12 protein-coding genes are annotated in these 15,231 nt (G+C 68.6%); 9 read left to right on the top strand and 3 right to left on the bottom strand.

Annotated features, from left to right (window positions below; genetic code table 11):
- Positions 1-175 precede the first annotated feature (175 nt).
- From JW876_09985 to JW876_09965, 5 genes are all read left to right on the top strand, one after another.
- Positions 176-2,767, top strand: a complete 2,592-nt coding sequence (locus JW876_09985) for a T9SS type A sorting domain-containing protein (protein ID MBN1885835.1) — start codon at positions 176-178, stop codon at positions 2,765-2,767.
- A 188-nt stretch (positions 2,768-2,955) separates the two neighbouring features.
- Positions 2,956-3,696, top strand: a complete 741-nt coding sequence (locus JW876_09980) for a metallophosphoesterase family protein (GenBank protein ID MBN1885834.1) — start codon at positions 2,956-2,958, stop codon at positions 3,694-3,696.
- A gap of 100 nt (positions 3,697-3,796) precedes the next feature.
- Positions 3,797-5,920, top strand: a complete 2,124-nt coding sequence (locus tag JW876_09975; protein MBN1885833.1) for a M3 family metallopeptidase — start codon at positions 3,797-3,799, stop codon at positions 5,918-5,920.
- A 148-nt stretch (positions 5,921-6,068) separates the two neighbouring features.
- A complete protein-coding gene (locus tag JW876_09970) occupies positions 6,069-6,629 on the top strand; it encodes a TIGR02265 family protein (protein ID MBN1885832.1) in 561 nt (186 codons plus the stop codon).
- Positions 6,630-6,660: 31 nt separating this feature from the next.
- The gene (locus JW876_09965; protein ID MBN1885831.1) at positions 6,661-7,230 is read left to right on the top strand and encodes a hypothetical protein; all 570 of its coding nucleotides are present in this window, start codon (positions 6,661-6,663) and stop codon (positions 7,228-7,230) included.
- Between the two features lie 61 nt (positions 7,231-7,291).
- Here JW876_09965 and JW876_09960 read toward each other — a convergent pair whose 3' ends face one another.
- From JW876_09960 to JW876_09950, 3 genes are all read right to left on the bottom strand, one after another.
- Entirely contained in the window at positions 7,292-8,992 is a 1,701-nt protein-coding gene (locus tag JW876_09960; GenBank protein MBN1885830.1) for a mucoidy inhibitor MuiA family protein, read from the bottom strand.
- Positions 8,993-9,076: 84 nt separating this feature from the next.
- Positions 9,077-10,483, bottom strand: coding sequence for an alanine racemase (locus JW876_09955; protein MBN1885829.1), 1,407 nt, complete (start codon positions 10,481-10,483; stop codon positions 9,077-9,079).
- A 2-nt stretch (positions 10,484-10,485) separates the two neighbouring features.
- Positions 10,486-11,850, bottom strand: coding sequence for a hypothetical protein (locus JW876_09950; GenBank protein MBN1885828.1), 1,365 nt, complete (start codon positions 11,848-11,850; stop codon positions 10,486-10,488).
- Positions 11,851-12,135: 285 nt separating this feature from the next.
- Here JW876_09950 and JW876_09945 point away from each other — a divergent pair, with 285 nt between their 5' ends.
- The 4 genes from JW876_09945 to JW876_09930 all read left to right on the top strand — a co-directional run bounded on the left by JW876_09945 (position 12,136) and on the right by JW876_09930 (position 15,149).
- On the top strand, positions 12,136-13,488 hold the full coding sequence (locus tag JW876_09945; protein MBN1885827.1) for a sigma 54-interacting transcriptional regulator: 1,353 nt from the start codon (positions 12,136-12,138) through the stop codon (positions 13,486-13,488).
- 187 nt (positions 13,489-13,675) lie between these two features.
- Complete coding sequence (locus tag JW876_09940) at positions 13,676-14,368, top strand: NifB/NifX family molybdenum-iron cluster-binding protein (GenBank protein ID MBN1885826.1); 693 nt, start codon at positions 13,676-13,678, stop codon at positions 14,366-14,368.
- Positions 14,365-14,727, top strand: a complete 363-nt coding sequence (locus tag JW876_09935; GenBank protein ID MBN1885825.1) for a NifB/NifX family molybdenum-iron cluster-binding protein — start codon at positions 14,365-14,367, stop codon at positions 14,725-14,727. Before JW876_09940 ends, JW876_09935 begins: the two co-directional genes overlap by 4 nt.
- Before the next feature lie 41 nt (positions 14,728-14,768).
- Entirely contained in the window at positions 14,769-15,149 is a 381-nt protein-coding gene (locus JW876_09930) for a DUF5320 domain-containing protein (protein MBN1885824.1), read from the top strand.
- Positions 15,150-15,231: the final 82 nt, after the last annotated feature.

Below are 15,231 nucleotides of genomic sequence, written 5' to 3'. Positions count from 1 at the left end.
GTGCGGTCGTGCGCTGCTTCGCTTGCACATGAAAATATGTAATTGACATCACAGATAATCTGCGGTACGATTGCGCCGGCCCGCGGATTCAGCTCTCACCCCGCCTCGCGGGCCGGCACACATTCACTGTATGAGGCGTCCGCGGCCCCGGAAGGGGCCGGGAAAGGGGGAAGGGATGGTTCGCTCTCGTGTTCTGTTGCTGGTCCTGCCGGTGGCGTGCCTGCTGGCGGCGACCGCGTTCGCGGACATCGAGAAGGACGGCGGCGGCCGGTCGATGCTCGCGGAACCCGATCCGAATTCGACGTTCATGATCGGAAGTCTCACGAATCAGCTGCCGCTCACGACGATCGCCGTGCCAATCTACCTCGACACGGAATCGACGCTCGATTACCTCCAGTGCTACATCGTCTGGCCGGACAGCGCCTTCGAGTTCGATTCGATCACGTGGTCGGCTTTCCTGCCCGATACGGCGACGACGCAGTTCGCCGCGATGGGCGACGACACGATCAAGCTGTGGTTGTCGAACGAGGAGGAGTTCGTTTTGTCGTCAAGCGAGCCTTTCGCGTTCGTCAATCTCGACGTCCTGTGCTTCGGCTACGGCACGACCACGGAGATCGAATTCTACGACGACGACGAGTACAACTACTACACGAGCTCCGGATCCTATTCGCCGGTCCGCTACGGCGGCGAGGTTGGCCTGAAATCCGTCTACGCGACCTGGTACGACATCGAGAACGCGACGGCCCTCCCCGGAGAAGAGAGCGTCGACGTTGTCGTGGTGTATCACCAGAACGTTCCCGGAAAACCGATACAGGTCAAGCTCACCTTCGATTCCTCGTCGCTCGTGTTCGACGAGGTGACTCCCCTGCCGGGGCTTGTCGGCGAAAGCATCTACAGCACCGTCACGGGGGATACGCTCGAACTCCTCTTCTGGCCGACGGATCCGCTCGTCGCCGTCGACGAGGAGATCGAGATCTGCACGATCAGCTTCGACCTGGTGAACGGCGCCGACGACGTTTCGTACACGCTGGCGCCCTTCTACGGTCTCTGGCGGACCGCGTGCGGGAACTACGAGGAAGTCGATTATCTCGTCCCCGGCTGGATCATGGTGCCCGACCACGTCGCCACCGCCGACATCGACGAGGTCGGCTACTACTCGTCGGCGACCGGATATTCGGTGCCGATCGAGATCGACTCGAACATGCCGGTGGACAGCCTCTACCTCGAGGTGGAGTTCCCCAGCGACAGCCTGACGTACGTGGATCTCACCATCGGCGCCGGGTATCCCGCGCCGGACGTGATCACGAACCAGGACTACCCCGACCTGTTGAAATTCAGGTCGGTCGCGAGCTTCGGCATGGATCTCGAGGATCTGCCCGACGACGTGTTCGCCATCAACTTCTCGCGCAACGCCGCCTACCCGGTCGGCACGAAGTTCAAGATCAGGTTCTGGACGGTGAACAAGGTCTGGTTCGACCGGTACGGTGGACTGGGGATGCACGAGGCCGATCTGACGCTGGACGACGGCATGATCACGATCGTTCCAACGCCGCCGCCGCCGTCCTGCCCGGCCCTGTACGTATGGAACGGCGAGACATTCGCCAGGGAGAACACGATCCTTCCGCAGTGCGACGGCCGTACGGTCGAGACGGACGTGACCGACTGGTACCTGATGAACAACGCGGTCGCCGCCGTCGACGGACAGTTGCGTTTCCAGGTCCGCGAGGACGGTCTCGAGACCAGCCGGTTCAGCGATTTCCGCCTCCTGGCGATCGACCATCCCGCCGACCAGGCGATCCAGGTGACGCGGGAGGGAGAGATCATCACGCTCGGCCGCCTGTTCATGATCAAGTCGGCGCGCGATCACAACGGCGAGGACATCAAGCCGCTCCTGGCCGCCCGTGACGGCGTCTATTACGACAGCCGGGAAGACGGCTGGTTCGAGATCGATTTCGGCACCCTTTCGCCGGAGCAGATCCGCCGGTTCGTTTCGACCTCGCAGGAGCCGCGGCCGAAGGAGCCCGATGTGCTGAAGGCCGGCGAGGATGCCCCCGATTCCAAGCTGCGCATCTCGGTGAAGACCGAAGACGGCTGGATTCTCGTCTCGGAGGCCGACTCGCGGGCCGAGAAGACGCTGCAGACGACCCTCGTCGAGAAGCGGCTCCTCTCTCCCGATCGCGATCTCGTGCTCCGCTACTCGTGGGAGGGATGGTACCGGACCGACATGATCGAGTTCCGCGAGGCCGAGGAATGGAAGGGCGTGCCGGTCGAGCCCGTCCTGCTCCGGGCGGAGCACACCGCGCCGTCGGGTCACTGCGACGCCGTCGCCGCCTCTCCGGCCGGCGTGCTCACCTTGTCGCGGGGCGAGGTGATCGACCTCGTCTTCGACGCGAACGAACTCGCGCCGATCTCGCGGGACGTCAGGCGGGAATGGATCTTCGTGTCGACCGGCCGCTACTCGCGGCCCGACGCGGAGGAGACGCCGCGCGGCGTCTTCGCCCTCGACGCGAACGTCCCGAACCCGTTCAATCCGACGACGACGATCGCGTTCAACCTGCCGACCACCTCGCGCGTCGAGATCAAGGTCTACGACGTGCGCGGCGCCCTCGTCAGGACGCTCGTCGCCGGCGTGCGCAACGCCGGCGAGCAGACGGTCCTCTGGGACGGCACGAACGACGCCGGCTCGCGCATGGCGAGCGGCGTCTACTTCTGCCGGATGACCGCGCCGGGGTACGAGCGGACCCGCAAGCTCATCCTGCTCCGCTGATCGCGTTTCGCCTGCGTCAGCGGCTGCAGACGGCCCGGTCGCCCGGAGGCGGCCGGGCCGTGCCTTTTCGGGGTCCGCCGGGATCGCCTGCCCGGCCCCCCGGGTCGGGGCGGGGTTGCATGCCGCGCCCCGACCGTATATCCTCGGTCGCGGCGGTTTTCTCCCCGGCGGGCGGGAAAGGAGGCATCGTGAGCGGCATCGCTGTCATCTCGGACATCCACGGCAACCACCGGGCCCTCGGCGCCGTTTTCGCCGACATCGACCGGCGCGGGATCGGACGGATCGTCAACCTCGGCGACAGCCTCTACGGCCCGCTCGATCCGCGCCGCACGGCGGAGATGCTCCTCGCGCGGCCGATAACGACGGTCCGGGGCAACGAGGACCGGTTGCTCATCGGGGAGGCGGCCGACGCGGACCCGACGGCGCGCCACGTCCGCGGCATGCTGTCCGGCGAGCACCTGCGCTGGCTCGAGTCGCTGCCGGCCGTCGCGCACGTGGAGGGCGGGATCGTCTGCTTCCACGCCTCGCCCGACGCCGACGACGAGTACCTGCTCTGGGACGTGACACCCGCCGGCGCCGTCGAACGCGACGCCGCCGCCGTCGCCTCCCGTCTCGACGGGTACCGCGGGGCGCTCGTCCTCTGCGGGCACGACCACGTGCCGCGGGTGATCGCCTTGTCCGGCGGCACGCTCGTCGTCGATCCCGGATCGGTCGGCTGCCCGGCCTTCGCGGACGCCGAGCCGTACCCGCACGTGATGGAGACCGGCTCGCCGGCAGCCCGCTACGCCGTCCTCCATCAAACGAGGGCGGGATGGGAGGTGGAGCCGGTGAGCGTGCGCTACGACTGCGAGGCCGTCGCCCGCCTCGCCGAGCGCGGCGGGCGCGACGACTGGGCCGCGTGGCTCAGGACGGGACGGACGTCGGCCTGAGAGGCGACACGGGAATTTCCCCTTGTGCCGGCGGCCGTCCGGCGACTACCTTTCCTGCATGTATCTCTATCGTCCAACTCCACAGGCAAGGAGATCCGATATGCGCAACGCGACCAAGGCGCTGCTTTTGGTTCTCGCGACGGGTGTCCTGTTCATCTCCTGCGTCGAGAAGGCGCCCGGGACGATGCAGGAAGGCAATCCCCTGCTCGCCGAATTCGATACGCCCTTCGGCGTGCCGCCCTTCGACCGCATCGAGGAGGCACATTACCCGCCGGCCTTCGAGGCGGGCATGGCCGCCCAGCGGGATGCGATCGCCCTGATCGCGAACGACACCGCCGCCCCCACCTTCGAGAACACCATCGAGGCGCTCGAGCGGAGCGGCGAGCTGCTTTCCCGCGTGGAGAACATCTTCTTCGCGCTCAACTCGGCGAACACCTCGCCGAGGATGCAGGAGATCGCCAGGGAAGCGGCGCCGCTTCTCTCCGATCACCGCGACAACATCAGCCTCGACGCAAAGCTCTTCGAGCGCGTCAAGGCCGTCTATGACATGCGCGGAACGCTCGATCTCGATCCCGAGCAGCACAGGCTCCTCGAGGAGTACTACAAGAACTTCGTGCGCAGCGGGGCCGCCCTCGAAGACGAGCAGAAGGCCGAGCTGCGCGAGATCAACAAGGAGCTCGCCGTCCTCTCGCTGCAGTACGGCGAGAACGTGCTGAAGGAGAACAACGCCTTCGAGCTCGTGATCGACGACGAAGCCGATCTCTCCGGCCTCCCCGACGCCGTCGTCACCGCCGCCGCCGAGGCCGCCGCCGAGCGCGGCCACGAGAACTGCTGGGTCTTCACGCTCCACAAGCCGAGCATGATCCCCTTCCTGCAGTATTCCGACCGCCGCGAACTGCGCGAGAAGATCTACCGCGCCTACACGATGCGCGGCAACAACGACGACGAGTTCGACAACAAGAAGAACGCCGCCCGGATCGCCGCCCTGCGCGTCCGCAAGGCCAACCTGCTCGGCTTCGACTCCTGGGCCGCGTTCATCCTCGACGAGCGGATGGCGAAGACCCCCGAGCGCGTCCACGAGTTCCTCGACGGGCTGTGGTGGCCTGCGCTCGCCCGCGCGAAGGACGAGCGAGCGATGATGCAGCAGCTCGTCTACGACGAGGGGCACGACTTCAAGCTCGCCTCCTGGGACTGGTGGTACTACGCCGAGAAGTTGAAGAAGGCGAAGTACGATCTCGACGAGACGATGCTGAAGCCCTACTTCGAGCTGGAAAACGTCCTGCAGGGCGTCTTCCATCTCGCCGGGAACCTCTACGGCCTGCAATTCGAGGAGCGCAAGGACATCCCCGTCTACCACGAGGACGTCCGCGTCTTCGAGGTGAAGGAGGCCGACGGCTCGCACATCGGCATCCTCTACACCGACTACTTCCCTCGCGAGAGCAAGCGCGGCGGCGCGTGGTCGGGCGCCATCCGCAAGCAGCAGCGCATGGACGGCGAGGTGACGCCGATCGTCACGAACGTCGGCAACTTCTCGAAGCCGACGGCGGACAGCCCCTCGCTGCTCAGCTGGGACGAGGTGCTGACCCTCTTCCACGAGTTCGGCCACGGCTTGCACAGCCTGCTTTCCGACTGCACCTACGAGACGCTCTCCGGCACGGCCGTCGCGTGGGATTTCGTCGAGCTGCCCTCGCAGATCATGGAGAACTTCGCCGGCGAGCCGGAGCTGCTGAAGGTCTATGCCCGCCACTATGAGACGGGCGAGCCGATTCCCGAGGAACTGATCGGGAAGATCAGGAAGGCGAAGCATTTCAACCAGGGATTCGCCACCACCGAGTATCTCGCCGCTTCGCTTCTCGACATGGACTGGCACACGATGACCGAGGCCGTCGAAGTCGACCCCGTCGCCTTCGAGACGGCGTCCCTCGACCGGATCGGGCTGATCCCCGAGATCGTGAGCCGCTACCGGTCGACCTACTTCCAGCATATCTTCTCCGGCGGCTATTCGGCGGGGTACTACAGCTACATCTGGGCCGAGGTCCTCGACGCCGACGCCTTCCAGGCCTTCAAGGAGACGGGCGATCTCTACGACCGGGAGACCGCGCGGCGGTTCCGCGAGTTCGTCCTCTCGAAGGGGGGCACGGAGGACCCGATGGTCCTCTACGTGAAGTTCCGCGGCGCGGAACCGAAGAACGAGCCGATGCTCGAACGGCGCGGCCTGATCTAGCGGCGACGCCGGACGGATCCGGCTCTCCGGCCCTGTCCGATAGACGGAGGCCTCCCCCGTGCGGGGGAGGCCTCTTTTCGTCGTTTGACATCCGTCGGCGCCTGCGCTAGGTTCGGCCCTGAACGCGGCATCAACAGCGAGGTGACCCATGCAGATCAAGGGTATGGTCCTGCAGGCACGCAAGGAGTTCGTCAACGACGAATACGGCCACGGCGCCTGGGAGCGCGTGCTCGCCGTGCTTCCCGGCCCCGACCGGGAAGTGCTCGGCGACGATGTGCTTCTCACGGCCAAGTGGTATCCCTTCGAGGTGGGCGAGCATCTCGATCGGGCGATCGCCAGGGTCCTCGGCGAGGGCGAGACCGACATCTTCGAGAAGATCGGGGCCACGTCGGCCCGGCGCGGCCTCACGAAGGTCAACAAGTCATTCCTCGCGCCGGGCGATCCGCAGGCCTTCATGCGGAAGACTCCGATGATATACAAGTTCTACTACGACAAGGGGCACCGGGAATACCAGGAGACCGGCCCGACCTCGGGCGTCGTCACCACCTTCGAGGCGGAAACCTTCTCGGCCCCCGATTGCGGGACGGTCATCGGCTGGTACAAGGAGGCCCTGCGGATGTGCGGCGCGAAGAACGTCGAGGCGGCCGAGGAGGAATGCCGCGCGAAGGGTGGAGCCGTCTGCCGCTACCGCTTCGAGTGGGAGATGTAGGCCGGCTCGCCCGGGTTGATCGGATGCAGCCATGACCATGGAACGATCGATCCGATATTTCGAGCGGTGCGGCGCGGCGAATACCGGCGAGACGCTGCGCCTGGCCCGCGAGCGCGCCGACGCGCTGGAACTCCGCACGATCGTCGTGGCCTCCTACACGGGCGAGACCGGCGCGGGGGCCGCGGCGGTCTTCGGGGGATTCGATCTCGTCGTCTGCGGGGGCGTCTGCGGCTTCCGCGAACCGAACGCCGTCGCGATGCGGGACGCACATCGCGCGGCGATCGAGGCGGCCGGGGGAAGGATCTTCTTCGCCGGCCATGCCTTCGGGATGATCGGCCGGGCGGTCGACCGGCGGCTCGGCGGCGCGCAGGCCGACGGAATCGTCGCGAACACGCTGCGGCTCTTCGGACAGGGCGCCAAGGTCTGCTGCGAGATCGCCTGCATGGCCGCCGACGCGGGACTCGTTTGCGCGGGGAGCGAGGTCGTCGCGATCGCCGGCACGGGGAAGGGCGCCGACACGGCGATCGTTCTCACCGCCGCCAACACCCACACCTTCTTCGACACGCGCATCCGCGAGATCGTCTGCATGCCCCGGGCGTGAGGGGCTGCGCGTCCGGCCGCGCCGCGTCCGTCTCCGCGCCTGCGCCCGCGGGCGCTCGCCCCTATTCCATCGGCACGAGGTGCTCCGGCCATTCGGCCGGTACGGAGATCGTGTAGGCGATCCCGATCAGTCGCTTCTCCTTCGGCTGGAGGAGGAGCGTCCACGAGCAGAGCCCCGTCTCCTCGTCCCGCTCGTTCGGCCTGGGGTCGAGATCGACGTCGCCGATCCTGATGTCCTTCTCGGCGGAGACGGGCACGCGGTCGCGCACGGTCACCTCGACGGGCTCTTGCTTGAAGCTCTCGATCCCGATCTCGTAGGTGAAGCGGATCGCGCGACGGCTCCTGCTGTCCGGGGAGACCTGCTCGCGCTTGACGAGCTCGAAAGAGACGGCGATGTCCTGGTCCGCGCCGAGGTGGACGGGGAAGGTGCCGCCCGCGGGAACGGCCGCGACGTCGGCCCGGCCGACGAAGGTCGAGACGGTGCCCGTCCGCCCGGGGGCCGGCGTCTCCACGTAGACCTCGGCCTGGCCGTCGAGGATCGGCACGCCGAGGGTGTTCTCCGCCTCGGCGGTGATGAAGACGTGCCTGGAGAGACGCGGGGCGGTCGAGCGGGCGAGGGCGCCGGCGAGGATCGCGTGCGTGGCGAGGACCGTCTTCGGCGCGTCTCCGCTCGGCAGGTCCACCGTGCCCGGGAGGGCGAAGCTCGCGGCGAACTGGCTCATGGCCACGGTCGCCACGGCATCGGCGGAGACGACGGCGGATTTCATCGCGACGGCCTCGGCGACGTCGTTGACCGCCTCCGCCTCGACGACGATCTCCTGCAAGCCGCCCCGGCCGCCGCGAGGAAGCGGGCGGAGGCGGCGGACGTAGAAGGGCCTCACATCGGGAGGCGCCGCGCCGATGTGGGGCTTCGCCGTCGAGAGGGTGACGGCGACGTCGCGCCAGTCTTCCCCCGTCTTCTGGTTGATGCGCGCGCGGTAGTCGAGGCCGATCCGCTCGGTCGCCGCGTCGTAGCGGATCGTGTAGCGCGGGATCCACGAGACGGGGCCGACGCTGTAGGTGACGTCGAGCGAGAGGGTGCCGGGAGACGACGCCTCGCAGGAGACGACGAGGCGCCGCCGCCAGCTTTCCCGCTTCATCGAGCCGAGCTCCGCGTCGATGGCGGCGATCGTGCGGTCGATCTCATCGACGCGCTTCTTGACGTCGTGCGCGGCGTGCCACGTGGCCGTCTCGTCCGCCTGGAGGAAGTCCATGAGCGCACGCCAGTCGTCCACGCGGAAGATGTCGGGGGGATGCTGCTCCTCACCCTGCTTCGTCGGGAGGGCGGCGAGCATCTTCAGGAAGGACGACCGGTTCGCGAGGGCCGTGACGACGACGGCGAGGGAGTCGCGGCGACCCTGGAGCGCGTCGCGCCGCGCGCGGAGCTCGCCGTAGCGCGGCGTCTCCTCGGGCGGCTCGACGATCCGCTCGATATCGGTGCCGAGGATGACGGCCCCCGCCGTGCCCGCGCCGGCCACCTGGAGACTCGTCTCGTCGGCGGCGTTCGGCAAATCGTCGCAGACGATACGCCACGTTCCCGGCGTCAGCGCGACCCGGCCGCGGCGCGTCACCCTGGCGAGTCCTCCGTAGATGTCGGCGGAGACGATCGTCGTCTCGAGGACGGTCTCGTTCCGCGCGGCGGCGCCGGCGAGGGCGCCGGCCGCGAGCAGGGCCGCGGCGAACAAAAGCAGCGCGGCGACCGGACGCGTCTTGCGAGCTGTCATGGCGGGTTACCTCCGTTCGGGGTTGCGTGCGGGGTCTCCGCGTCGAGTAAATCAGCAGCCGACGGCGAAGTCAACGGCTTTGGGTCAGAAGCGGCAGCCCGCGTAGCGGTCGTCGAAGCGTTCGGTCTCGCGGGCGAGGGCGAGGCGTCCGCCCGAGCAGGCGACGTAGCGCGGGATCGGCTTGATGAACCGCCACGCCGTCGAGAAGGTGTAGGCGCCCTGGTGCAGGACGGCCAGGAGGTCGCCCGCCAGCGGCTCCCCGCCGTAAACAATCCGGCCCCACAGGTCGGCCGGGTCGCAGAGCGGGCCGCAGACGGTGCGCCGCGAGAGCCCGTCGCCTGGGCGGGAGAGATTGACGATCGGGGCGAAGGCGTACTCGGCGGGCCCGGAGTCGCCGAGCATGTTGATCCCGCCGTCGACGATGACGCAGTCCGGCTTGACCGCCGTGACGGTGAGAAGGATCGTGGTGGAATGGGCGGCGATGAAGCGTCCCGGCTCGAGGTAGACGGCGGCGCCGGGCGCGAGCGGCTCGATGTGCGTCCGCACGCTCCCTGCGATCGCGGAGGCGAACTCGTCGATCGGCGCGACCTCGGTCATGACGAAGGCGTCCGGATCGAAGCCGGTCTCCTCGCCGGGGCGGCCGGCGAGGCGCCGCCGCTCCGCGAGGATCTCCTCCACCGTGCCGCGGTCCGTTCCCCGGGCGAGGAGGGCCGTCCCTTCGGGGTAGAAGCCGCCGCCGACGTCGAAGAAGCGCATGCGCCGGAGCCGATCGCCGGGGATGTGCCCGCCGAGGAATCCGCCGATCCGGGCGATGTTCTCCTCGTAGGCGCGGGGCGTTCTGTTCCAGCTCGCGTGGAAGTGGAGCCCCGCCCAGTCGAGCCGCGGCGAGTCGTCGGCGACGCGGATCGCCCCGGGAAGGCGGTCGAGGGCGATGCCGAACTTCGACCAGTTCCCGCCGGCGCGCGGCGAGCGGATCCCCCGCAGGCGGAAGCCGATCCGGAGGGCCGGTTCCGCGCCTTCGCGGGCGGCGACATCGGCAAGGAGACGAAGCTCGTCCATGTTGTCGACGATGACGGTCACCCGGTCGCCGTTGCGCGCGGCGAGGGCCAGCTCGTCGGCGCTCTTGCCCGGGCCGCTGAAGAGGATCCGCTCGAACCCGAGGCGCAAGGCCAGCTCGAGCTCGAAGATCCCCGCCACGTCGGCCTGGAAGCCGGCCTCCTTCAGCGTTTTGACGAGGAGAGGCAAATCGTTGCACTTGAAGGCGTAGAAGCACTCGCTCGCCGGCAGGTGCGAGCGCATCGTACGGGCGAAGAGGCCGGCCCGCTCGCGCAGCCTGTCGAGATCGAGGCAGTACTGGGGTGTGCCGAATCGCTCGGCGCTCGCCCGCAGGCGCTCCGTGTCGATCCGCCGGATGAAGGGGAGGAAGGAGCCGGGCGGACTCGCCGTGACGGGCTCGCCGAGGAGACGCTCGATCTCGCCGCGACGGTCCATTTTCATCGCTCCCCGGCCTCGATCCCGCAGGCGGCGCGCGCCGCCGGACGGCCGGGAGGCGGAGCCGTCCCGTCGAGATCGTTCAGGACGACGTAGCCGCGCAGCAGCGCCGAGTGGTCGACGGCCGAATCCGCCGCGCGCCCGCCGTCGTCTCGGTAGAGATGTGTGGCGGTGACCGCGCACCGGGAGAACAGGTCGTCGCGGAGGGGCGTATCGAGCGGGCGCGGCACGCCGTCGGCCGAGTCGTAGAGGTAGACGACCGCGCCCCGCGCGTCGGGGAGTTCCACGCGAACCGGCCGGCCCAGCTTCTCCATGGCCATCAGGGCGAGCGACGTGTAGCCGCAGATGTCGTACATCAGGTGGTTGAATGCGCTGAGGCCGGGGCGGATCGAGGTCTCGAGCACGACGATCCCGCCGTCGCCCTTCTTGAAGTCGACCATGCAGACGCCGGCGTCGATGCCGAGGGCGCGGGCGATCCCGCGGCAGACCGCCTCGAGACGCGCCCGGCCGATGTTGGCGCGCGCCAGCCCCGCCTCGTTCAGGAGCCGGTAGCCGCCGGCGTAGCCGAAGTGGGAGCCGGGGAGCTTGCCGGTCACGCGGATGATCTTGATCGCGCCGTCGCGGACGAGGAAATCGCAGCTGTACTCATCGCCCGGGACGTATGCCTCGAGAAGGAACTGGCTTTTCGGGTCGAGCGTGACGCGGCGTCCGTCCAGCATCGCGCGCTGCCGCGCGAACCGCGGATCGCCGTTCGTCGCGGCGGCGGCGCGGCTCATCCTGCGCAGGTTGGCGGCCAGCTCGCCGGCGTTCCGGTTGAAGAAAACGAAATGGCTCTGCGTGCCCGAGAGCGCCTTCAGGACGCTGGGGAAGCCGATGCGGCGGGCGGCGTCCGCGAGCCGTCCCGTGCAGAGCGCGAAGTCGCTCGTCGGGACGCCGTGCTCGCTGAAGGCGCGCTTCTGCAGGTACTTGTTCGCGGCGATGGCGCAGGTGGCCTCGCCGTAGAACTCGAGGCCGAAACGCCGCGCCAGTTTGCGCGAGAGCCGGAACTGCACCTCCTCGTCGATGCCGACGATGCCGGTGAAGACGCACCGGTGCTCGTTTTTCCAGGCGGCGACCTTTTCGACGAGGGCGGGAACGTCGTCGAACTCGTCGACGATGGTGCGCGCCGGATCGATGGCGTGGGCGGTGGCGAAATCGGCCGGGCAGACGAGGAGGACGCGGTCCGCCAGGTCGGCGCGCTCGAGGCTCTTGATGAAATGGAGCAGCTCGCTGTCCCCGATGTTGTACGCGGGAAACAACAGGAGCCGTTGCGATGACGGTGGGTCGTCGTGTTCGTTCATGTCGCAGCGCTGCATGGTCGCCCGCATCCGGGCCGCCGTCCCGCGCGGCCGGTGGAATGAGTTGAAAATCACGCAAATAATAGATGTTCGGCCCCGGTACGCAAGCGGAATCGTCGCCGCAGCGGAAAATATTCGGGGATGCGGCGGGTACGACCCGGTTATATCGTAGCAAATATGCAACGATATCCCTTGCGCCGCGGCGGGCCGGCCTGTATCATTGGACATGCGACCCGTCGGAGCGGGCGGGGCGACCGGAGCGCGTCCGGCCGCCACGACGCGCTCCGGGCAACCACGGGCGCGGGCAGGTACCGGATGGACGCCGACCGCGACATCATACTCGACTCGCTCGCCGAGGGGGTCTTCACCGTCGACCTCGACTGGCGGATCACCTCCTTCAACGCCGCCGCCGAGGAGATCACGGGGATCCCGCGCGAGGAGGCGATCGGCAGGATCTGCGCCGAGGTCTTCCGCGCCACCGTCTGCGAGACGGCCTGCGTGATCCGCCGGGCGCTCGCCGAGGGCGCGCCGGTGCGCGACCGCGCGATCTCGATCATCCGCGCCGACGGCGAGCCGCTCACGGTGAGCGTGACGGCGGCCGTGCTGCGCGACGAGGCGGGAGAGGCGATCGGCGGCGTCGAGACCTTCCGCGACCTCTCGGTGGAGGAGGCGCTGCGCCGCGAGCTCGACGCGAGCCGTTCGCTCGGCGACATCGTCAGCCGGAACCACGAGATGCGCCGCATCTTCGACATCCTTCCCGAGATCGCCGAGAGCGAGAGCACCGTCCTCGTCGAGGGGGAGAGCGGCACGGGCAAGGAGCTCGTCGCGCGGGCGATCCACGACCTCAGCCCCCGGCGCGAGGGACCGCTCGTGTCGGTGAACTGCGGCGCGCTCCCCGACACGCTGCTCGAGGCGGAGCTCTTCGGCTACAGGGCCGGCGCCTTCACCGACGCGAAAAAGGACAAGCCGGGTCGCTTCGCCCTCGCCGAGGGGGGGACGATCTTCCTCGACGAGATCGGCGACATCTCGCCGGCGATGCAGGTGCGGCTCCTGCGCGTCCTGCAGGAGCGGGTCTACGAGCCGCTCGGTGGCACCGGGCCGGTGGCGGCCGACGTGCGGATCATCACCGCCACGAACCGCGATCTCGACCGGATGGTCGAGGCGGGCAAGTTCCGCCGCGACCTCTACTACCGTATCAACATCGTCCGCCTGCGCGTGCCGCCGCTCAGGCGCCGTCGCGAGGACATCCCGCTTCTCGTCGACCGTTTCGTGGAGCGGTTCAACCGCCTCAAGGGAAAGGCGATCGGCGGCGTCGCTCCCGAGGCGATGGCGATCCTCATGGGCCACGACTGGCCGGGGAACGTTCGGGAGCTCGAGAACGCCGTCGAGCACGCCTTCGTCCTCTGCCGCGAGGGTCTCATCGAGCCCGGGCACCTGCCCGACCACCTGCGCCCCGCCGACGAGGAGTTGGCCGCGGCCGGCGGGAGCCTCGAAGAGATCGAGGCGCGGTTCCTTCTCGAGGCGCTCAGGCGGAACGGGTGGAACCGCCAGGCAACCGCGCGCGAGCTCGGGATGCACAAGACCACCCTCTGGCGAAAGGTCCGCCGCTTCGGTCTCGAGCTGCCCGACACCGACGGCCGCAGCCGGCACCCCGGCGAAAACGACTAGGACTGCGCCGCCGCAACCATCCCGCCCCCGGATACCGTAGCATATACGCAACCATGCGTCACCGTGCGTCGCGCGCCGGCGGATCGTCTCTCCGTATGAAATGTTGTATAATAAGGCGTTACAGATTATGTCATTTCGGGACGAGCATGCGGCACGCCCCTTGCGTTACCGTCGCATTGGTGAAACGATGATGAAACTCGCGATACCCATATGGAACGAACGCGTCTCGCCGGTCTTCGACACGGCCGCGCGGCTTCTCCTCGTCGAGATCGACGAGGGGGGCGAGCGCGGTCGCGACGAGGTTGACCTGGCCGCGACCTTCCCGCCCCACCGGGCGCGGCGGCTCGTCGAACTCGGCGTGGACACGCTCATCTGCGGCGCCGTCTCGAACCCGCTCGGGCAGATGGTCGTCGCCGCCGGGATCACGCTGATCCCGTTCGTGAGCGGGCCGGTCGACGAGGTGCTCGCCGCGTACGCGGCGGGGCGGCTCGGCGATGCCGGCTATCTCATGCCGGGGTGTGGCGGCGGGCGGGGGCGTTGGGCCGGAGGGTGCGGACGGGGCGCAGGCGGTGGCATGGGCGCCGGTATGGGACGCGGCGCACGGGGAGGCGACGGTATGAGACAGGGAAACGGACAGGGCGGCGGTATGGGCCAGGGCAAGGGCCGGGGACGTGGCGGCGGCATGGGTCGCGGCATGGGCCAGGGCGGTGGCCAGGGTCAGGGCGGCGGTATGGGCCAGGGACGCGGCGGCGGGCAGGGCCAGGGTCGTGGCCAGGGCCAGGGTCGTGGCCAGGGCCAGGGCGGCGGTCAGGGCCAGGGCGGCGGCCAGGGTCAGGGCAGCGGACGCAACCGGAACAATCGCGGAGGAGGGGGACAATGAGGATCGCGGTAACGGCGCAGGGGCCCGACAAGGACAGCCCCGTCGACGAGCGTTTCGGACGCGCGAAACACTTCGTCATCTACGACACGGAGACCGGCGAGTACACGGCGGTCGACAACGCGGTCAACATGAACGCGATGCAGGGGGCCGGCATCCAGTCCGGCGAGCGCATGGCGAAAGAGAATATCAACGTGGTTCTGACGGGCCACGTCGGGCCCAAGGCCTTCCGCACGCTCCAGGCGGCGGGCGTCACGATCGCGTCGGGGATCTCCGGCACGGTCGCGGATGCCATCGCGGCCTGGAAGGACGGGAAGCTCCAGGTGACCGGCGGGCCGGACGTCCAGGGACACTGGCAGTAGCGAACGGACGGGATCAACGACCACGAAAGGAGGTGGCGACGATGCCGAGAGGAGACAGAACGGGACCGCAGGGAATGGGTCCCCGGACCGGGCGGGGCCTGGGGTACTGCTCCGGGTACGATACGCCCGGCTACATGAACCCCGGTTTCGGCGGCGGGTTCGGTCGCGGCTTCGGCCGCGGCGGCGGATTCGGTGGCGGCTTCGGCGGCGGCGGCCGCGGGCGGCGCAACCGGTTCTACGCGACGGGCGTGCCCGGATGGGCGTGGAACTGGAACGCCGGGCCGGCTGCCCCGCAGGCGCCGGATCGCGAGCACGAGCTCGCGGCCCTGCGCGAGGAGGCCGGCTACCTGAAGAACGGCCTTGCCGAGGTCACGAAGCGGATCGAGGAGCTCGAATCCGCCGGTGACGAGAAGAAGAAGTAGCGAACAACGGTGCCCTCTCCCGATGGATCCGGGGAGAGGCGAACGCCGGTGAAGGCAGGGCCCTGCCTTCACCGGTCGACAT

The organism is Candidatus Krumholzibacteriota bacterium, assembly GCA_016931295.1.
Classification (GTDB): Bacteria; Krumholzibacteriota; Krumholzibacteriia; order Krumholzibacteriales; family Krumholzibacteriaceae; genus JAFGEZ01.
This window is presented reverse-complemented; position numbering and strand designations above follow the sequence as displayed.

Coding starts and splice junctions, on each gene's coding strand:
- JW876_09985 (MBN1885835.1), top strand. CDS start 176: ATGGTTCGCTCTCGTGTTCTGTTGCTGGTCCTGCCGGTGGCGTGCCTG.
- JW876_09975 (MBN1885833.1), top strand. CDS start 3,797: ATGCGCAACGCGACCAAGGCGCTGCTTTTGGTTCTCGCGACGGGTGTC.
- JW876_09970 (MBN1885832.1), top strand. CDS start 6,069: ATGCAGATCAAGGGTATGGTCCTGCAGGCACGCAAGGAGTTCGTCAAC.
- JW876_09965 (MBN1885831.1), top strand. CDS start 6,661: ATGACCATGGAACGATCGATCCGATATTTCGAGCGGTGCGGCGCGGCG.
- JW876_09960 (MBN1885830.1), bottom strand. CDS start 8,992: ATGACAGCTCGCAAGACGCGTCCGGTCGCCGCGCTGCTTTTGTTCGCC.
- JW876_09955 (MBN1885829.1), bottom strand. CDS start 10,483: ATGGACCGTCGCGGCGAGATCGAGCGTCTCCTCGGCGAGCCCGTCACG.
- JW876_09950 (MBN1885828.1), bottom strand. CDS start 11,850: ATGCGGGCGACCATGCAGCGCTGCGACATGAACGAACACGACGACCCA.
- JW876_09945 (MBN1885827.1), top strand. CDS start 12,136: ATGGACGCCGACCGCGACATCATACTCGACTCGCTCGCCGAGGGGGTC.
- JW876_09940 (MBN1885826.1), top strand. CDS start 13,676: ATGATGAAACTCGCGATACCCATATGGAACGAACGCGTCTCGCCGGTC.
- JW876_09935 (MBN1885825.1), top strand. CDS start 14,365: ATGAGGATCGCGGTAACGGCGCAGGGGCCCGACAAGGACAGCCCCGTC.
- JW876_09930 (MBN1885824.1), top strand. CDS start 14,769: ATGCCGAGAGGAGACAGAACGGGACCGCAGGGAATGGGTCCCCGGACC.